This window comes from Sphaerisporangium sp. NPDC051017 (assembly GCF_040683095.1).
Lineage (GTDB): Bacteria > Actinomycetota > Actinomycetes > Streptosporangiales > Streptosporangiaceae > Sphaerisporangium.
This window is the reverse complement of record NZ_JBFBCI010000014.1, coordinates 98,106-115,915: the sequence shown is the minus strand read 5'-3', so window position 1 is coordinate 115,915 and position 17,810 is coordinate 98,106. Positions and strand designations below refer to the sequence as shown.

Here is a 17,810-nt window from a genome sequence, read left to right as displayed (position 1 = left end):
GAACAGGTGAAGGTCTTCAACGTGATCGGCGCCGGTCTTGTGGTGGCGGGGGCCTGTACGGCGGCTGTGGTGCTCTCGGGATCGGCCGGCGAGTCACCGCCCGTACCGTCCACCTGCCCGGAACGGTGGGGCGGCGAGGTCGGCGGCTGGGTGCCCACCGCCGCCGACATCGACGGTGCGGAGGAGTCGCTCGTCCCTGACTCGCCGGTGACGGCCCTCATCTGCGCCTACCCCGGGGACAACTCGCGTCCGGGAGGCGAGCGTCTGGCCGGTTCCCGGACACTCACGGATCAACAGACGGCGGCGATGGCCCGGGACCTCGCCTACCTCCCGGTGACCACCGCTGACCTGGGCGGCCCATGCACGGCGGTGGGGGGACCGATGACCAACTACCTCATCCGGTTCGCCTACCCCGACGGCCGCGCCCTGTGGGTGGGCAGCGCCGAGGAGGTCAACCACTGCGTGAGGACCACCAACGGCACTGCCGGCACCCGTTCGTACGCCGGCCCCGCCATCACCACCGCCTACAAGGAAGGAGCCTGGCGGCCCGCATCGCCGGACGACCCCTGTCTGGGCCCCGGCGACCGCCGCGGCCAGCACGAATCGATGGTCCCAGGACGGCCCGGCCGGCTCACGGTGTGCAGGGACGCCACGTATCGACGGCCCCCGTACCGGAAACGTCATGGCAGAGACGTCGCCCGCGCCTTGGCCGAAACGCTGAACTCTCTGGACACCGTGCCGAGCCAGAACGCATGCCAAGCGAGCGGAACCGACCACGAACGCGACATCCGGCTCATATTCGACTACCCAGAAGGACCAGCCGCCGCGGTGACGATCTCGATAGGCTGCGTCCCCGCGATCGACAACGGCCTGCTCCAGGCCGACCTGAACGACCAAGTCCGCGACCAGATCCTCCACCTGGCCCCACCCTGAGAACCGCCACCCGAACCCGAGCGCGCCCGTCAGTCCCGAGATGGCATCAAGTACAGCGCGTGCGTGCCGTCCAGCCGCTCCTGGTCGATCTCCCGGCCGGTGACCCGGGCGATCACGGTCAGCGCTGAAGTCACGCACTCCGCGAGTGAAGGTCCCTCTGGACCGCTGCCCAGTTCGAAACGCAGCCCTTCCACGTAGGGGTCCAGCGCATGAGGGTCGGCTCCGTCGCGGAGCGGCGGGTAGGTGACGCTGAGACTCGTGATCATCTGCCCGTCCATCGCGTAATTGAGGGTTTCGTCGCCGTCGTAGCCCCATGCCAGGCTCAGAGCCCGGCCCGAGTCACGCGACAGGGCGGACATTCCTACCAGCGAGGCGCAGTCCCACCCGCCGATCTGGAAGATCAACGTCCACGCCCCGGAAGGTCCCACCAGGACGAGGTTGTCGCCCTTCGCGTTCGCGATGTTCCTGAGGTCGCCGTCGGTGCGGGAATCCAGATCCGCCCCGAGTCGCCGCGCGGCCTCCTCGACCCCGATTCCTTCACACCAAGCGGCACAGAATTCCGCGAGGGGCTCCTCCTCGTCACCGTAGAACCGCCCGTAGGAGTGAAGCAGGTCGTGGAGCCGCTCAGCGGATTTCATCGAAGTGTCCTTCCAGCACAAGCATCGCTTCCCGGCGACGCGCGGTCGAGCGGGAGCGGGGTATGCCTGCTTCTAGTCATCATCGTCCAGCTCAAACGGTGCTACGGCCAGAAAGCACATGAAGATCGCTTTGGGCTTTCGGTTTTCCCTGCGGCTGTCCGCAGGCGCTCAATCGCCGGCACGCCGGCGCTCGGCCAGGTGACCCCACGCTGATACGACAGCGATGGAGACGACCAGCAAGACGGCGCTTCCGGCGATGTCGAGCACATAGTGGTTCCCCGTGATGAGCACGACTGCCGCCATCCCCAGCGGAAAAGTCCACGAGAGCAACGCCGATCGCGGATGGGAGGACCGCAGCGCGTACCACACGGAATACGCGCACCACAACGACCACCCCACGTGCATGCTGGGCATCGCCGAATACAGGTTCTGGCCGTTCTCGATCTCTCGTGAGGCATGGCCGCCCAGGATGTCGTGCTCGGCAATGATGTCGACGACACCCGGTAAGGCGAACCGTGGGGGCGACATGGGCAGTGCCCAGAAAACGGGCAGCACGAGAACGACCATCGCGATGAGGGTCCGGCGGACCTTGACGTATACATCGGCATGCCGAACGAAGACCCACACCAGCACACCGATGATCGCGAGGTAGTACAGGCGGTAGTAATACACCGCCGGCTGGATGAGGGCCGGATGCTCGGTCAGCCACTGGTTCGCCCTCAGCGCGATGTCCAGGTGAACGGCCCGTTCAATGGATTGCAGGGCCAAAGCGTTGGCGGTGGCGGCTGCGACGTCTTTCCCGGCGGCGGCATGAAGCCGTGAGAAGAGCAGGATCACCAGCAGCAGACCGGCCACTTCGACGAGTGGTGCGGGGCGCCGCCCACCCATCCTCCCGACAAGTGCGGCTGAGCGAGCACGCGCCACCAGGCGCGATAATCGACCGTCGGCCACCTCACGCAGGTTCACGCGGGTCACACTAACGCACCCCGGCTTCGGCATGGATCATGTCACAGCCGATGAATGTGTTGCGGGCTGAAGGCCGGCCATGCCGGCGCGAGAACCATTGGCGGCCTGGTTATGGTGCTCTTTAACTGTCTGGGCTGGTCGGTGGTTCACTGGGCCTGGCCGCTCCCCCATGCCCGGCTTCACGATCTTCGGCACGTCCACGCGACCACGCTTCTGCTGCTGGATCTTGCCAAGTTGGTTGTCGGCGGTCCCGTTGGTGACGATAGGCCCGCGGCAACACCGACGTGTCCGTGCCCGCCCGCCACCGGGGCACCGTGATCAGCACCTCCACGACATGGCGGTGCCGGGCGTAGACCGACTCGGCGTCGGGCTGCTCGAAGACGGTGCGCAGCATGGTCGCCACCCACGGCTGAGCCCGGCGGTGATCTCGCCGTAGCCGGCGCCGCAGATCTGCTCGACCTCGGCGTCCATCATCCGCTGCGCGAACTCGCGGATCATCCTGCGCAGCAGGTCCGGGCTCGCCGCGGCCAGGGTCTCCTCGAAGTACTCCCCCGGTAGCGGGCACAATGTCATTGACGGCCACTTCGTCCCCTTCGTGTTGATGTGAGCTTGATGTGAGCGAACCGAAGGATTACGAAGTGGCCGTCTTTTGTCACGTGGATCTCACCTGTACCAGCCGCAGGGCTTGATCACCCGCACACCATCTCCCTGGACGTGAACGGGCCGGCGGCCGGCACGTGACCGGACATCGTGCGGACCCCGCGTGACCTGCCGCGAATCGACCGACTGACCGGCGGTCGCTACTTCTTGTCCATCAGTTCGATCCACTCGTTGACGAGCTGCTCCAGCGCCTCCTTGTTGGCCTCGACCTCGCCCATGCTGCGGATCTTGGCGTACGCCTTGCCCTTGGGGCCGGGCTCCAGCAGGCCGCCCTCGTCCTTGAGCAGGGCGCCCTGGTGGAAGACCAGAGCGGCGGCGTCCTTGACCCGCGGGCTGAAGGTGGCCAGTTCCTCCTTGTAGGCGAAGCTGGGGCCACCCCATTTAACGTCTTCTTCGATTTTGGGATTGGCGGTGATGATAGCCCTGATGGCTTTCATCTCCTCCTTCAGCGGATGGTCCAGCTTGGCGAGGAAATCGTCGACCTTTTTTGAATTGGACATTCCCCCAAACTAGCAGCGCGCCCCGACAACCGCATCTCGGTGGGAATATCCGTAGGGTGTAGCTCTTCCGCAGTGAGCTGGTCGATCAGGCGGTGTGGGTGTATTGGTCCTGGTGAGGGGCTTGATGGATGCGTTGGTGTTCGCGGTCGAGGTGATAGCGCCAGTAGGCCGGGAAGTCTCGCAGGAGATCAGAGCGCGGAGTTTCAGGATGGCTTCGGCACCTGGTAGCCCCCAGCGGGCGCCGGTGATGTCGAGGCGGTCGCCGATCAGGTGGCGGCAGGCTCCTTCGATGACGCCGGTGGCGATCGGCCGGCCGTGCTCCAGGGCGTGGTCGTAGTGCAAGAACTCGGCGTGGCCGGTCCGGTAGCGGATGCAGGTGTCCACCCCGTTGCGGTGATCAGGGGTCAGGCCGGCTGCGGTGGCCTGGGCATCGAGGGTGGCCACGACGTGGTCGAGGTGACCGGCCAGCAGGGCGAGCGCATGGGTGGCGACCCAGTCCTCGGCGGCCGGATCGTCGGTGGCGTGCGGGCACCACGCCGCTTTCCATAGGTATTCCAGCACGTGGATCAGATCGATGACGATGTGGATCCGTACGGTGCGGCGTTCGGCTTCGGCGCGGATGAGGTCGAGCTGATGACGGGCTCCGTCGACCAGCACCACCCAGGTCCGCGCGTGAAGGGGTCGCGGGCTTCGGCGTGGTCGAACATCGTCGCGATCACCTCCTCGGGACCGGCGGCCACCGATCCGTACAGCCACGTGCCGCTCGCCTTGGGGCCGGGCCGCAGCGGCCGGGTGCCGCCTCGTCCGCCGGGAGGCGCGATCACGTCGTGAGGGCAGCGTGGTGCGGGCGCGGCGTCGTAGACCACTGTCAGGGTGGCCATGCGCTTGCGGCAGGGTTTCTCTCCTGAGGCCAGGCGGGTGCGGAAGGTGCTCATGTGGCGGGTGGCCGCCTTGGCCGTGGCGGGGCTACCGTTCGCTTCCTATCGTCAGTCCTGTGATCGACTTTCGGCCTGATCAGCCCAAGTCAGCGCAGGTACTCGCCGAGATGCGCCGCCACATCAAAGCCGGCGTCTACAAGCCGGGCTACCCCATCCCCGGCGAACCTCGCATGGCCGAAGAGTTCGGCATCGCACGCCGGACAGCCCGCAATCGACCGGCCCTCGACCTGGTCAAACGTTCACTCGCCCTCGGCTTCGAAAGCGAAGTCATCACACCGCTGACCGTCCTGGAGCCGCGGTGCATTGATGAGATCGCAGCACAAATCGGGCTCGGCACGATCGCGCGGGGGCGCATTCCCATTCAGGAGGAACGGATTTCGCGAGATGGCCTTTGAACCGCACATGGGCCGGACATGATCTGTGTCCGTATCTCGGCGGCGATCTGCTGGTGCCTTGGTCACCGGCACGATCCTCCCGCTCGGCGACCTGGCCGCCCAACACGAGGTGCTGACGTATTACCGCGACGAGATCACCCGCATGCTCCAGGCGGTCGACGCCATGCGACAGCGAGGGCTACCCCTCTCGGCCGGCCTTGCCAGCGAGAGGTGACAGCGCTCGCGCACGTGCCGGACTCGTCCGTGTCGCTGAGTTCCGACAGCGCCCACCCGGGCCCGGCGTGGCGGCGTGCACCCGCATGATCGGCCCTGAATAGCCATGCACAGACGGCCTGAATGATCGGACGCTGGGAGACAAACCAGCGCGCCGTTCGGGCGACCGGGAACCCAGCACGACGTTTCCGCAGGTCAGTGCACTGAAGCTGGGGGGCAGAATTACCATTCTGTCCCGTTACAGTACTCAGTCGGAGCACTCACACGATGGCGCCGTCGGGCGGTTCGGGCAATAGCGACCTCACCTTCAGTTACAGTCAGCTACTGATCAACTACTCTGCGACGATCCTGTGTAGGGATCGCCACATCCCCAGCGAAGGAGCAAGCATGCGAGCCAAACTCCCCGCCATCGTCCTGACCTCCGCCCTGACCATCGGCGGCGTTGCCGCCGGCGTCGCCTACGCCGCCATCGGCGGTGCCCAAGCCCCCTACGCCCGTGCCGCCGCCGTCGTCGATGCCAATGGCAGCGTCGTGCGTTCGAAGGGCGTTACCGCAGTCCGAAAGATCAACACCGGCCAGTACTGCATTGAGGTCGACCCCGACATCGACGCAACGAAGGCCGTCCCGGTCGCGACCAAGCGGTGGGGCGCTCCCTGGAACTCCACCGTGTTCGTCGACCAGCAAGCCACCCAGTGTGGCGACTCCGCCCGCCACATCTTCGTCGGCGCCGGCAACAACGGCGCCGCTGCCGACATCCCCTTCAACGTCATCGTGCCCTGACGCCTGTCGGCAACTGCCACAGCACACCACCCGAGCCGAGGGCCTGTGCAAGAGCTTTCGGCAATCGGCTCGGGAGTGGGCGGGCCCATCACCAGCAGCAACCCTCCGGCCCCCGGCACCAGGCTCGAGGGCCTCGGCTTTGTGGCCGGTCGCCGGACAGCTACGTGCCCGGCAGGACATCGTATCCGCCCGTTACCCGTTGCCCGGCGTCTCGCCGTCCGAGGACACATCTGGCCTGTCCGGGGTCGCCTGTTCCGCTGGTGACACAGCGGATCGGCTAAGGCCAGCACCGACGATGCCGGTTCCTGTCACGACGACGCCGATGAAGGCGGTGACGAATCCGAACACGAAAAGTCCGTTCGGTCCGTGGGTGTCCCCAGACTGTATGCCGGTAAAGCCGCCGATCACGAAGGTTGCAAAACCGAGTACGAAAATAATGAGGCCGGTGACGTAGGTGCGCTTGGCCCATCCAGGTCCACGCCGCACGATGTTGAGTGACGCCGGGGTCAGAATGAACGACGATGATCGGCCACCTCCGATCCGGATGATCGGCGCGCGTCGAAAGGCCGGGCCGGTGCTTGTGGCGGCGGCTTGGTACGGCATGTAGGCGATTCGAGTCAGCGCCGACGCGCCGAGACCGTCGAGTTGCGCCTGGGTCCGAGCAAGATCGTCGGCGAAGGTGGTGTCAGTGGCCGCGGCGAGGTCGATCGCCTGCGCGACATGGGCCCGGACGTTGGGATCGTTCGGCCACTGGCGCAGGTCGTGGAGAGGAAGCTCGCCGAGCTGCTGCGCCACTCGCGCGGCGAGGCCGTCCAGCAGTGCCCTGATCGTCGAATCGGCCACCGGGCGCGTTTGCGCGGCAGCGACGTATGAGGTGACCACACCGCTGTCGAAGACCATCGCCCGGCTCCTTCGGATCAGACACACATATTAGGCCGGATAATCACCCAGATCAATATCCATAATCGAGCCAATATCAAATAATCGAGAATAAAGATCATTACGTCAGTTCTCCGGGGCCGCCAGGGCTATTGCGTGATGTTGCGATAGCCCGACGCGCGGCAGAGTTCTACGGCAGATCTCCTTGGGTGCGGGAAGGAACGCCGGGCGGAGGAGAAAGGCAACTCACGACCGAATAAGTGCGCCGGAAGGACATTCCGCGCCGAGCACGTCGAGCACGCAGGGGTGAGGAGGCTGCGCTCCCTAGAAGCCGCTCCCCATGCTCGGCTTCACGACCATCGACACATCCACGCGACCACGTTGCTTCTCGCGGGCGTGCCCGTTCACGTCGTTGCCGCGCGAGCAGTTGCTGGGCGCGCTGCAGGAGCGGTGGGAGTCGGCGCTGGCGCAGCGCGCGGCGCTGGGGTTGCGGTCGCCGGTGCCGATCCTGGATGGGCTGCTGGAGCCGTTCCGGGGCGGCCGTCTGAAGGTGATCTCCCAGTGGTCTCCCAAACGATCAGAAGACCCCACCCCGCTGGCGGCAGGACAGGGCCTCTGAACTGGGAGCCGACGAGGGGAATCGAACCCCTGACCTACGGTTTACAAGACCGTTGCTCTGCCGATTGAGCTACGTCGGCCGGGTGGTGCTCTAAGAGTTTAGTGGCATGGGGTGGGGCCTGGCACCGGCGTTGTGGGTGTCAGGCCCGTTGAGGTTCGTTCGGCGGCGTTCGTTCACGGGTGCCCGTGCTCCTTCGTTCACGGGTGCCCGTGATCGTTCGTACGCGGGTGCCTGTGCTCGTCAGGGGCGGGGGTCAGCGGCGGCGGAGGCGGGCCACTTCGTAGAGGGCTATGCCTGTGGCCACGCCGGCGTTCAGGGACTCGGCGGCGGCTCGCATGGGGATGCGGGCCACCACGTCGCACGACTCGCGGACGAGACGGGACAGGCCCTTGCCCTCGGAGCCGATGACGATGACGAGCGGTTCGGTGGCGAGGTCGACGTCGCCGATGTCGACGGGCCCCTCGCCGTCCAGGCCGACGACGAACAGGCCGCGCTCGCGGTACTCGCGCAGGGTGTTCGTCAGGTTGGCGGCCCGGGCCACGGGCATGTGGGCCAGGGTGCCCGCCGAGGTCTTCCAGGCCCCGGCGGTGACACCGGCCGAGCGGCGGGTGGGGACGAGGATGCCGTGGGCGCCGAAGGCCGTGGCGGAGCGGGCGATGGCGCCGAGGTTGCGCGGGTCGGTGACACCGTCGAGGGCGACGATGAGCGGGACCTCCGCGGCGTCCTGGGCCTGCTCGACCAGGTCGTCGGGGTGGGCGTAGTCGTAGGGCGGGAGTTGGAGGCCCAGGCCCTGGTGGACGGTGCCCTCGGTGAGCCGGTCGAGCTTGTCGCGGCTGACCTCGAGCAGGGCGATGCCGCGGTTGGACGCTATCTTGATCGCTTCGCGCACGCGGTCGTCGTGGTCGACGCGCTGCGCGACGTACAGCGTGGTGGCCGGGACCTCGGCGCGCAGGGCCTCGACGACGGGGTTGCGCCCGCCGATGACCTCGGGGGCGTCCTCACGCCGAGCGCTGCGCGCGCGGGCGGGTTGCTCCTTGGGACGGGCCCCCGACGCGGCGGCGGCGCGCTGGCGGTCCTTGAACCAGTGCCGCTCGCTCGCCGGGGGTGTCGCCCCCCGGCCCGCGAGCGTCTTGCGGCCCTGCCCGCCCGTGCCTCGTGTGGCGCCTTGCCGCTTACCGCCGGATCTGCCGGACCCTTTACCCGCACCTGCCATGCCTGCAAGCCTACCGGGGCGATCAGCGCGCCAGTTCCCATCGAGGACCCTGGGGGGTGTCCTCGACGATCACGCCGGCGGCCGCGAGCTGGTCACGGATGGCGTCGGCGGCGGCGTAGTCCTTGCGGGCGCGGGCGGCCTGGCGCTGTTCCAGGGCGACCTTGACCAGCGCATCCACCGTCTCGTGCAGCCCGGCGTCGGCGGCGGAGCCCCGCCACTGCGGCGAGCGCGGGTCGAGGCCGAGGACGTCGAGCATGTTCTGGGTCTCGGCGAGAAGACGGGCGACCTGCTCCTTGTTGCCGTGGGCGAGGGCGACGTTGCCCTCGCGGACGACCTCGTGGACGACGGCGAGCGCCTGGGGCACCCCGAGGTCGTCGTCCAGCGCGTCGGCGAACGCCTGCGGAAGGGGGGCGGCGGCGTCGACGTCGTGGATGACCTCGGCGGCGCGGGTGACGAAGCCCTCGATGCGCTGGTAACCGGCGGCGGCCTCGGCCAAGGCCTCCTCGGAGTAGTCGATCGAGGAGCGGTAGTGGGCGGCGACAAGGTAGTAGCGCAGTTCGACCGCGCGCACCTTGGTGAGCATCGCGGGGACGAGCAGCGAGTTGCCGAGCGACTTGCTCATCTTCTCGGCGCCGACCTTGAGCATGCCGTTGTGCAGCCAGTAGCGGGCGAAGCCGTCGCCGGCGGCCTGGGACTGGGCGACCTCGTTCTCGTGGTGCGGGAAGATCAGGTCGACGCCGCCGCCGTGGATGTCGAAGGTCTCGCCGAGGTACTTGGTGGCCATGGCGGAGCATTCGATGTGCCAGCCGGGACGGCCGGAGCCCCACGGGGTGGGCCAGGTGGGCTCGCCGGGCTTGGCGCCCTTCCACAGGGCGAAGTCGCGGGGGTCGCGCTTGCAGTCGGCGTCGGTGTCGGCGGCGGCGCGCATGTTCTCGGGGCGCTGGTTGGAGAGCCTGCCGTAGCGCTCGGCGTAGGACATGACGTCGAAGTACACGTCGCCGCCCGCGGCATAGGCGTGGCCCTTGTCGATCAGCCGGTGGATCAGCTCGACCATCTCGGGGATGTGGCCCATCGCCCGGGGCTCCACCGTGGGCGGCAGGCACCCGAGGGCTTCGTACGCCCACGTGAAGGCGCGCTGGTTGCGCTCGGAGACGACGTACCAGGGCACTCCCTCCTCCGCGGCGACGCGGAGGATCTTGTCGTCGAGGTCGGTGACGTTGCGGCAGAAGGACACGTCGTAGCCCGAGCGTGTCAGCCAGCGGCGCATCACGTCGAAGTTGACGCCGGACCGGATGTGCCCGATATGTGGCGGAGCCTGCACAGTAGCCCCGCACAGGTATATCGAGACCCGCCCGGGCTGGACGGGGACGAAGTCGCGGACCGCACGGGTGCTGGTGTCGTATAGGCGCAGACTCACGAACGCAAGGCTAATGCCTCGCAGGGCCTGACAGGACTGGTTGCCCGACCTCACTCGCCGCCAATGCGAAAGTGAACGCGGCGGCCTTTCCGGACCTCCGGGGCGAGCAGCCGAGTCATCCCTTATGAGACTCCTTGTCCGCAATGATTTGTACAGGTACGAGGCATGACACCTTCATGGGGACGTAAATCGGAATCCATGCGGCTTGCCCGTATCCGGCATTGAGGGCCGGTAAGGCTCCGGTAAGCCGCCGGAGTCGGACGGCGGTGACTTCACGCGACCGGCGCACCCCTGTTTTCGGTCGTCACATTCGCCGCGAGACGCCCCTCCCGTCCCGCCCCGTGACCGCGGGTGCACGGGGTCGCGTGGCGTGGCGCGGGCGCGCTGACCGGTTATCGGAACGCCGATTCTGTAGGCTCGAACCGCCATGGACGTCACTCCCCCGCTGCCGGCAGGCCGCTCCGCCCGCCGGTTCGAGCTCCCACCACCCCCAGCCGCCCAGCCGACCGGAGCGGCGCTGGTGCTGCGCCGCCTGGGCACCGCCGTAGCGGCCGTCGCGGTCACCGGACTGGCCGCCGCCGCCTGCGTGCTGTCGTTCGACGGCCTGCGCTTCCTCGCCCTGGCGGGAGGCGCCCGCGCCGACTTCGCCTATCTGTACCCCGCCGGGTTCGACGCGCTGCTGGCCATCGCGCTGATCAGCGTGCTGCTCCTGCGCCCCGCGCGGCTCCTCATCCGCCTCCAGGCCGTGATCGTCCTGGCGTTGCTGATCGTGGCGGCCGCCGCGGCGAACGTCGTCGTCGCCACGGGCACCTCAGTCTCGGCGGATCAGGCGACCGTGGGCATCGCCGTGGCGCCCTGGGTGATGCTGGTCATCGGGCTCTGGCTCTTCCTGCTCCCCGCACGGCGCTTCCCCGCATACGCGACGACGACGAACGCGGACAGGCCGGCCGAACGCGACATCGTCCCCTTCGGCGGCGAGGAGCGCGACCCGGAGCTGGCGCCCCCGCTCGAAGCCCTGCCCCACCACGCGCACAGCGTCGCCGTGCGCCACCGCGAGCCGGACGCGCCGGTGGAGGACCCGTCCGAGCCCGAGATCACGCCTGTGGTGCCTCCGACGCCCGCGCCCGAGACTCCCACCGTGGACGAGCTTCCGCCTCTGGAGACGGCCGACAAGCGGCCCGCGGAGCAGGACGTCCCGGAGGAGCCGCCCGCCACGACCCCGGCCGAGCCCGGCGGCCAGGAGGACGAGGAACCGCCCGCCGCGGCCGGGCTGACGGGTGTGGCCCAGGAGCACACCGTTCCCGAGCCGGAGCCCGAGCAGCGTCTCGTGCCCCAGCCGCGTCCCGGCACGGCGTCAGGCTCGCCCCACCGCGACCCCGACCGTCCGCTGCGCTGGGGCGATCTCGTGCGGCCCTCCAGCGGCGACGTGCTGGTCCACCCGCTGCCCAAGCCCGCCGAACGCGAGCTGGGCGACACGCAGCCTTACCCGCACATCACCGACCCCGTATCCGATCGGGACGAGCCCGCCGAGGCGCATGACCGCGCGGACGAGCCCGGTGAGGCGTCGTCGGTGGACAAGGACACCCAGCCGTACCCGCACCTGCGCGCGGACGTCGCCGCGCTGGCGGAGACGAGGGCGACGTCCGCGCAGACCCCCTCGGACGCGCCCCAGGACGCTTCCGGGCGCGAGGACGAGGTTTCCGAGGGTGAGAGTCGGCGGCCCGGTGGCGGAGAGGTCGCGGCCCCGCCGTCGGGGCGCATGCGCAGCACCCCGCTCCCCCCGGAAGAGTGACCGCCCTGGGATGACCACACGGGGATGACCGCCCGAGGACCGGCCTCCGGAGGCGGTCGCCTCGCGACCAGGAGGTCCCTGAACGCTCGGACGTCCCGCGCCCTGGCGCGAAGAGCTCGGTCCCGAAAAAGTCGAGAAAGGGACGAGAAAACGACATACGCGAAGACCCGCCCGGTCCTGGAGGATAGGGCGGGTCTTCGCGTATCCGGGCGCAGTCACCGCTCCCTGCGCGTGACCGCCGTGCCCGCGGGCCGACCTGGGTCATCATAAAAGCGGAAAAGCGCCTGGTCACAGGCACGAAAGGGAGGACGACGCCCCGCGCCGCGCCGGTCAGCGGGACGCCGTCCTCCGGTTTCGCGAGCAGTGGGACCCACTTGGGATCCCGCTACTAAGACGTGCGCGAGGCCCGATCGGTTGGCGCGGACGGCGGGTCGGCCGGGAAGACGAGCGCGGTGGCGATGGCCGCCACGCCCTCGCCCCGCCCGGTGAGGCCGAGCCCGTCGGTCGTGGTGGCGCTGACGCTCACCGGCGCGGCGACGGCCGTACCGAGGACCTTCTCGGCCTCGGTACGGCGCGGCGCGAGCTTGGGACGGTTGCCGATGATCTGCACGGCGATGTTGCCGACCTCGAAACCGGCCGCACGGACGTGCCGCGCGGCCTCTTCGAGGAGAGTGACGCCCGAGGCGCCGGCCCATCGGGGGTCGGACGTGCCGAAAAGCCCTCCGATGTCGCCGAGGCCCGCGGCCGACAGCAGGGCGTCGCAGCACGCGTGCGCGGCGGCGTCGCCGTCGGAGTGGCCCGCGAGCCCGGTCTCGCCCGGCCAGTGGAGACCGGCCAGGTGGAGATCACGGCCCGATGCGAACGGGTGGACGTCGACCCCGACGCCCACCCGTGGATGTGTGGTTTTCAGGAGTTGAGAACCTCGTCGAGTAGAGCCTCGGCCTTGTCCTCGTTGGTCTTCTCGGCCAGAGCGAGCTCGCTGACCAGAATCTGCCTGGCCTTGGCGAGCATGCGCTTCTCACCCGCGGACAAGCCGCGCTCCTTGTCGCGCCGCCAGAGATCGCGCACCACTTCGGCCACCTTGTTGACGTCGCCGGACGCCAGCTTTTCGAGGTTGGCCTTGTAGCGGCGGGACCAGTTGGTGGGCTCTTCCGTGTGCGGCATGCGCAGAACATCGAAGACACGCTCTAGGCCTTCCTGGCCTACAACGTCACGCACACCAACGAGTTCGGCGTTTTCCGCCGGCACCTGAACGGTAAGGTCGCCCTTGTCGACCTTCAGCACCAGATAGGTTCTGTCCTCGCCCTTAATCGTGCGGGTTGTGATGGCTTCGATTCGAGCAGCCCCGTGGTGGGGGTAGACGACAGTGTCGCCGACCTGGAAAGTCATGTGACAAGTACCCCTTCCGCTGTCCTCCAGGATACCACGCGCCAGCCCCCTCCCGGAACAGTGAAATCAACATAACTGCAGGTCAAAGCCTCGATTTGGGACTTGACAAGTGGTGGACTCCATGAATCCCGAACTCTTACATGCGCAATGACCTGCGGCTGAGGGGGCGCTCCGGCGATCACCGGCCCGGCTCCGTAAGGGGTGCACGGCACGGATAAGGTTGCCGTTGGCCCTACTCATGTGTATCAAGGAGAGCTCGAACTGTGACCAGCACCAGCCGCCGCAGGGTGATCATCGCCTCCGCGCTGCTCGCAGCCGGCCCGGCGCTGGCCGCGTGCGGAGCGGGAAGCGACGCCAACACCAGCAACGCGTACGCGCCGACCGAGGCCAACGTGCTGATCGACGGCACCGAATCGGCCAAGACCTACGGCCGCAACGGCATCAAGGTCGCCCAGGCGTTCGCCCTCGGCCCCGACTCCGGGCAGCAGATCGCGCCGGGCGGCTCCGTCCCGCTGTACCTCTCGATGGTGAACTACGGCACCAACTCCGACACCCTGGAGGGCGTGGCCGTCAACGACCGCAGCGCCACCTCGGTCAAGTCGGGCGGCCCGATCACGCTGCCCCCGGGGCAGCTCGTCAACACCGGCAGGCCGGCCTCCCAGGTGGTCCTGGAAGGCACTCAGAAGCCCCTGCGCGGCGGCGAGAGCCTCTCCCTGACCCTCCGGTTCACCAACGCCGGAGACATCGCCATGACGATCCCCGTGATCACCCGCAGCCGCGAGTTCGCGAGCCTCCCCCCCGCGCCCAGCCCGTCGCCGTCGCCCACCGCCTCGGCCGTCCCGTCGACGTCCGAAAGCGCCACCCCGGACGCGAGCCCCGCCGCGAACGGCTAGACGGCACACGAATAGGCCCGGGGCGCCACAGGCGCGCACCGGGCCGCGTCGGCTTCGGAGAGTCGGCTCGGACAGTCGGCTCGAAGGAACGGCTCGAAGGGGCGCTCAGGCCTCGGCGGGGTCGAACTTGTAGCCGAGCCCGCGGACGGTGAGGATGCACCGGGGGTTGGACGGGTCCGCCTCGATCTTGGCGCGCAGCCGCTTGACGTGGACGTCCAGCGTCTTGGTGTCGCCCACGTAGTCGGCGCCCCACACGCGGTCGATGAGCTGCCCCCGCGTGAGCACGCGGCCCGCGTTGCGCAGCAGGACCTCCAGCAGCTCGAACTCCTTCAGCGGAAGCTGCACCTGCCGCCCGCGGACCGCGACGATGTGCCTGTCGACGTCCATGCGCACCGGCCCGGCGGTGAGGACGGCCGGCTCGATCTCCTCGACGTCGCCCTGCCGGCGCAGCACCGCGCGGATACGGGCCACCAGCTCGCGCGACGAGAACGGCTTGGTGACGTAGTCGTCGGCGCCGAGTTCGAGGCCGACCACCTTGTCGATCTCGCTGTCCTTGGCGGTCAGCATGATCACCGGCACCTTGGACCGCTGGCGCAGCGACCGGCAGACCTCCGTGCCGGGCAGCCCGGGAAGCATCAGGTCGAGCAGGACGAGATCGGCTCCGTTGCGGTCGAAGGTGTCGAGCGCCTCGGGGCCGGTGGCCGCGACCGCGACCTCGAAGCCTTCCTTGCGAAGCATGTAGGACAGAGCGTCGGAGAACGACTCCTCGTCCTCGACGACGAGCACGCGGGTCACTTCGCGGCCTCCAGAGGGGTTGATGTGGTGCTGGGTACGGCTATCGCCGTGCCGCCGAAGGCCGGCAGACGAAGGGTGAAGGTGGAGCCGGAGCCTTCCTTGCTCCAGACCGTCACCTCGCCGCCGTGGGCGACGGCGACGTGCTTGACGATCGCGAGGCCCAAGCCGGTGCCGCCGGTGGCCCGCGAGCGGGCGGCGTCGACGCGGAAGAACCTCTCGAAGATGCGCTCCAGGGAGCTTTCGGGGATGCCGATGCCCTGGTCGCTGACGCTGACCTCGACGACCTCGCCGGCCGGCCGGGCGCTGACCACGACGCGCGTGCTCTCGGGGCTGTAGGCGACGGCGTTGTCGATCAGGTTGCGCAGCGCGGTGACGAGCAACTCGTCGTCGCCCCACACGCGCAGGCCCTCGGTGCCGCCCGCGACCAGGACGATCTCCTTGGCGGCGGCCTTGGTGTTGCAGCGGTCGATGGCCTCGTGGACGACCTCGTCGACGGGCACGCAGCCGGGCGTGGGGATCGGCTCGCCGCCCTGGATGCGCGACAGGGTGATCAGGTCCTGGACGAGGTAGGTGAGGCGCGCGGCCTCGTGCTGCATGCGACCGGCGAAGCGGGTGACCGCGACGGGGTCCTCGGCGGCGTCCTGGATGGTCTCGGCGAGCAGGCTGAGCGCCCCGACGGGCGTTTTGAGCTCGTGGCTGACGTTGGCGACGAAGTCGCGGCGCACGGCCTCGACGCGGCGGCGCTCGGTCTGGTCCTCGGCGAGGACGAGGACCTGGCCGTGGCTGCCGAGGGGGGCGACGCGGACGGCGAAGGTGGTCGCCTCCATGCCGAACTTGTGGCCCGCGACCTCGAACTCGCTCTCGCGGATCTCGCCGTCCCTGCGCACCTGGCGGGCCAGGGCGAGCAGCTCGGCCGCCATGAGGTGGTCGCCCTTGACCAGGCCGAACGCGCGGGCGGCCGAGCTGGCGCGCAGCACGCGGTCGTCGCGGTCGAGGACGACGGCGGAGGAGGGGAGCACGGCGAGAACGGACGCCACCCCTTGCGGCAAGGTGGAGTCAGAATTCTCAGGGATGTCGGTGCGACGTCTGTCCCGAGGGCGCACCGCCACCATTACGATCGCCCCGACAACAAACCCCGCCAGTGCGGCCAGGCTCGTCACGATCTCACTCACGCCTCCCAGAGTAGGCGGCTCTCTTCGCCGCTCAGACCCCCCGAGGTGCCTGTTTCCGGCAGAGTTCACCTGACGGACGTGGTTCGTTCACGAACGCGCGCGTAGCGTGATCCGCATGCGCGATGCCTTCCACGAAGAACTCAACGCCCTCAACGACCGGTTGATGCAGATGACCAACCTGGTCCGCTCCGCCATTTCCCGGGCGACGACCGCGCTGCTGGACGCCGACCTTCAGCTCGCCGAGAGCGTGATCTCCCAGGACGCCGAGGTCAACCGGCTGTACGCGGAGATCGAGGCGTCCATCTACGAGCTGATGGCGACGCAGCAGCCCGTAGCCGTGGACCTGCGCACGGCGATCACCGCGCTGCGCATGGGCGCCGACCTGGAACGCATGGGCGACCTCGCCGAGCACGTGGCCAAGATCGCGCGGATGCGCCACCCCGTCTCGGCCATCCCGGTCGAGGTCCGCGACACGATCGTGGAGATGGGTCAGATCGCCGAGCGCCTGGTCACCAAGACCGGGAGCTGCATCGCCACGCGGGACGTCGACCTCGCCAAGGAGCTGGAGGACGACGACGACGCGATGGACCGGCTGCACCGCCGGCTGTTCCGCGTGTTGCTGTCGAAGGACTGGCCGCACGGCATCGAGCCCGCCGTGGACATCACGCTCATCGGCCGCTATTACGAGCGGTACGCCGACCACGCCGTCCGGGTCGCCCGCGACGTGGTCTACCTGGTGACCGGCAGCCGCGAGCCGGACGACTCGGCGTCCTGAGCCTTCAGGAAACATCCGGAAAGATCCGGAATCGAGGAAGCCCCGGACCGGGAGTCCGGGGCTTCCTCATGTCCATGAACCCGTGGGTTACCTGCCCTGGTTGGCGACGGCCTCGATCGCGGCCTCGGCGGCCTCCGGGTCGAGGTACTCGCCGCCGGCCTTCACCGGCTTGAAGGCGGAGTCGAGCTCGTAGCGCAGGGGGATGCCGGTCGGGATGTTCAGCTTGGCGATCTCGGCGTCGCCGATGCCGTCCAGGTGCTTGACCAGCGCGCGCAGCGAGTTGCCGTGGGCCACCACCAGGACGGTGCGGCCGGCGGCGAGGTCGGGGACGATCGAGTCGTACCAGTACGGCAGCATGCGCTGGACGACGTCCTTGAGGCATTCGGTCCGGGGCAGCAGCTCGGGCGGCAGCAGGTCGTACCGGGGGTCGCCCGCCTGGGAGAACTCGTCGTCGTCCGCCAGCGGGGGCGGCGGCACGTCGTACGAGCGGCGCCACAGCGTGAACTGCTCGTCGCCGAACTCCTCGCGGGTCTGCGCCTTGTTCTTGCCCTGGAGGGCGCCATAGTGGCGCTCGTTGAGCCTCCAGGACCGGAAGACGGGGAGCCACAACAGGCCGGCCGCGCCCAGGGCGTGGTTGGCGGTCTGGATCGCGCGGGTGAGGACGGAGGTGTGCACCACGTCGGGCCGCACGCCGGCCTCCGTCAGGAGCCTGCCGCCGCGCCGGGCCTCCTCCTCGCCCGTGGGCGAGAGGGTGACGTCGACCCATCCGGTGAACAGGCCCTTCGCGTTCCACTCACTCTCGCCGTGCCGCAATAGCACCAAAGTAGCCATGCGCCCAAGCTT

General features: G+C 68.8%; 21 protein-coding genes, 1 tRNA gene and 1 pseudogene. 8 read left to right on the top strand and 15 right to left on the bottom strand.

Annotated elements, in window-relative coordinates:
• Nucleotides 1-6: 6 nt before the first annotated feature.
• A complete protein-coding gene (locus tag AB0M95_RS15005; RefSeq protein WP_363763937.1) occupies nt 7-933 on the top strand; it encodes a hypothetical protein in 927 nt (308 codons plus the stop codon).
• A gap of 29 nt (nt 934-962) precedes the next feature.
• Here AB0M95_RS15005 and AB0M95_RS15000 read toward each other — a convergent pair whose 3' ends face one another.
• From AB0M95_RS15000 to AB0M95_RS14975, 6 genes and pseudogenes are all read right to left on the bottom strand, one after another.
• Nucleotides 963-1,571 carry a DUF6461 domain-containing protein gene (locus AB0M95_RS15000; protein WP_363763935.1) on the bottom strand — a complete coding sequence of 203 codons (609 nt, stop codon included), beginning with the start codon at nt 1,569-1,571 and terminating at the stop codon, nt 963-965.
• A 168-nt stretch (nt 1,572-1,739) separates the two neighbouring features.
• The gene (locus AB0M95_RS14995; protein WP_363763932.1) at nt 1,740-2,537 is read right to left on the bottom strand and encodes a phosphatase PAP2 family protein; all 798 of its coding nucleotides are present in this window, start codon (nt 2,535-2,537) and stop codon (nt 1,740-1,742) included.
• A gap of 426 nt (nt 2,538-2,963) precedes the next feature.
• Nucleotides 2,964-3,110: pseudogene (locus tag AB0M95_RS14990) on the bottom strand (IS256 family transposase); the annotation flags it as partial.
• A 227-nt stretch (nt 3,111-3,337) separates the two neighbouring features.
• On the bottom strand, nt 3,338-3,697 hold the full coding sequence (locus AB0M95_RS14985; RefSeq protein WP_363763930.1) for a DUF1801 domain-containing protein: 360 nt from the start codon (nt 3,695-3,697) through the stop codon (nt 3,338-3,340).
• A gap of 9 nt (nt 3,698-3,706) precedes the next feature.
• Nucleotides 3,707-4,357, bottom strand: a complete 651-nt coding sequence (locus AB0M95_RS14980) for a hypothetical protein (RefSeq protein WP_363763927.1) — start codon at nt 4,355-4,357, stop codon at nt 3,707-3,709.
• The gene (locus AB0M95_RS14975) at nt 4,264-4,632 is read right to left on the bottom strand and encodes a hypothetical protein (protein WP_363763925.1); all 369 of its coding nucleotides are present in this window, start codon (nt 4,630-4,632) and stop codon (nt 4,264-4,266) included. Before AB0M95_RS14975 ends, AB0M95_RS14980 begins: the two co-directional genes overlap by 94 nt.
• 59 nt (nt 4,633-4,691) lie before the next feature.
• Between AB0M95_RS14975 and AB0M95_RS14970 the strand changes: the two genes are divergently transcribed.
• From AB0M95_RS14970 to AB0M95_RS14960, 3 genes are all read left to right on the top strand, one after another.
• A complete protein-coding gene (locus AB0M95_RS14970) occupies nt 4,692-5,030 on the top strand; it encodes a GntR family transcriptional regulator (RefSeq protein WP_363763922.1) in 339 nt (112 codons plus the stop codon).
• Nucleotides 5,031-5,088: 58 nt separating this feature from the next.
• Complete coding sequence (locus tag AB0M95_RS14965) at nt 5,089-5,244, top strand: hypothetical protein (protein ID WP_363763919.1); 156 nt, start codon at nt 5,089-5,091, stop codon at nt 5,242-5,244.
• Nucleotides 5,245-5,630: 386 nt separating this feature from the next.
• The gene (locus AB0M95_RS14960) at nt 5,631-6,023 is read left to right on the top strand and encodes a hypothetical protein (protein ID WP_363763916.1); all 393 of its coding nucleotides are present in this window, start codon (nt 5,631-5,633) and stop codon (nt 6,021-6,023) included.
• A 192-nt stretch (nt 6,024-6,215) separates the two neighbouring features.
• On the opposite strand, the gene AB0M95_RS14955 is transcribed toward AB0M95_RS14960, so the two are convergent.
• Complete coding sequence (locus AB0M95_RS14955) at nt 6,216-6,923, bottom strand: hypothetical protein (RefSeq protein WP_363763913.1); 708 nt, start codon at nt 6,921-6,923, stop codon at nt 6,216-6,218.
• 319 nt (nt 6,924-7,242) lie between these two features.
• Between AB0M95_RS14955 and AB0M95_RS14950 the strand changes: the two genes are divergently transcribed.
• Nucleotides 7,243-7,521: a hypothetical protein gene (locus AB0M95_RS14950; RefSeq protein WP_363763910.1), complete on the top strand. Its 279-nt coding sequence runs from the start codon at nt 7,243-7,245 to the stop codon at nt 7,519-7,521.
• 6 nt (nt 7,522-7,527) lie between these two features.
• On the opposite strand, the gene AB0M95_RS14945 is transcribed toward AB0M95_RS14950, so the two are convergent.
• From AB0M95_RS14945 to cysS, 3 genes are all read right to left on the bottom strand, one after another.
• Nucleotides 7,528-7,600, bottom strand: a tRNA-Thr gene (locus AB0M95_RS14945).
• Between the two features lie 174 nt (nt 7,601-7,774).
• Nucleotides 7,775-8,734 carry a 23S rRNA (guanosine(2251)-2'-O)-methyltransferase RlmB gene (gene rlmB, locus AB0M95_RS14940; RefSeq protein ID WP_363763907.1) on the bottom strand — a complete coding sequence of 320 codons (960 nt, stop codon included), beginning with the start codon at nt 8,732-8,734 and terminating at the stop codon, nt 7,775-7,777.
• Nucleotides 8,735-8,756: 22 nt separating this feature from the next.
• Complete coding sequence (gene cysS / locus AB0M95_RS14935) at nt 8,757-10,151, bottom strand: cysteine--tRNA ligase (RefSeq protein ID WP_363763904.1); 1,395 nt, start codon at nt 10,149-10,151, stop codon at nt 8,757-8,759.
• 427 nt (nt 10,152-10,578) lie between these two features.
• On the opposite strand from cysS, the gene AB0M95_RS14930 reads away from it, so the two are divergent.
• Nucleotides 10,579-11,943 carry a DUF2637 domain-containing protein gene (locus tag AB0M95_RS14930; RefSeq protein WP_363763901.1) on the top strand — a complete coding sequence of 455 codons (1,365 nt, stop codon included), beginning with the start codon at nt 10,579-10,581 and terminating at the stop codon, nt 11,941-11,943.
• Nucleotides 11,944-12,331: 388 nt separating this feature from the next.
• Here AB0M95_RS14930 and ispF read toward each other — a convergent pair whose 3' ends face one another.
• On the bottom strand, nt 12,332-12,832 hold the full coding sequence (ispF, locus tag AB0M95_RS14925) for a 2-C-methyl-D-erythritol 2,4-cyclodiphosphate synthase (RefSeq protein ID WP_363763899.1): 501 nt from the start codon (nt 12,830-12,832) through the stop codon (nt 12,332-12,334).
• A gap of 17 nt (nt 12,833-12,849) precedes the next feature.
• Nucleotides 12,850-13,332, bottom strand: coding sequence for a CarD family transcriptional regulator (locus AB0M95_RS14920; RefSeq protein ID WP_114028347.1), 483 nt, complete (start codon nt 13,330-13,332; stop codon nt 12,850-12,852).
• 263 nt (nt 13,333-13,595) lie between these two features.
• Here AB0M95_RS14920 and AB0M95_RS14915 point away from each other — a divergent pair, with 263 nt between their 5' ends.
• Entirely contained in the window at nt 13,596-14,225 is a 630-nt protein-coding gene (locus AB0M95_RS14915; RefSeq protein WP_363763895.1) for a copper chaperone PCu(A)C, read from the top strand.
• A gap of 105 nt (nt 14,226-14,330) precedes the next feature.
• Here the strand turns inward: AB0M95_RS14915 and AB0M95_RS14910 are convergent, their stop codons facing one another.
• On the bottom strand, nt 14,331-15,020 hold the full coding sequence (locus AB0M95_RS14910; protein WP_358525710.1) for a response regulator transcription factor: 690 nt from the start codon (nt 15,018-15,020) through the stop codon (nt 14,331-14,333).
• Entirely contained in the window at nt 15,017-16,132 is a 1,116-nt protein-coding gene (locus AB0M95_RS14905; protein ID WP_358525834.1) for an ATP-binding protein, read from the bottom strand. The genes AB0M95_RS14910 and AB0M95_RS14905 overlap by 4 nt, the downstream gene beginning before the upstream one ends.
• A 175-nt stretch (nt 16,133-16,307) precedes the next feature.
• Between AB0M95_RS14905 and phoU the strand changes: the two genes are divergently transcribed.
• A complete protein-coding gene (gene phoU / locus AB0M95_RS14900; protein WP_363763892.1) occupies nt 16,308-16,967 on the top strand; it encodes a phosphate signaling complex protein PhoU in 660 nt (219 codons plus the stop codon).
• An 87-nt stretch (nt 16,968-17,054) separates the two neighbouring features.
• Here the strand turns inward: phoU and AB0M95_RS14895 are convergent, their stop codons facing one another.
• Nucleotides 17,055-17,798, bottom strand: a complete 744-nt coding sequence (locus AB0M95_RS14895) for a phosphoglyceromutase (RefSeq protein WP_358525714.1) — start codon at nt 17,796-17,798, stop codon at nt 17,055-17,057.
• Between the last annotated feature and the right edge of the window lie 12 nt (nt 17,799-17,810).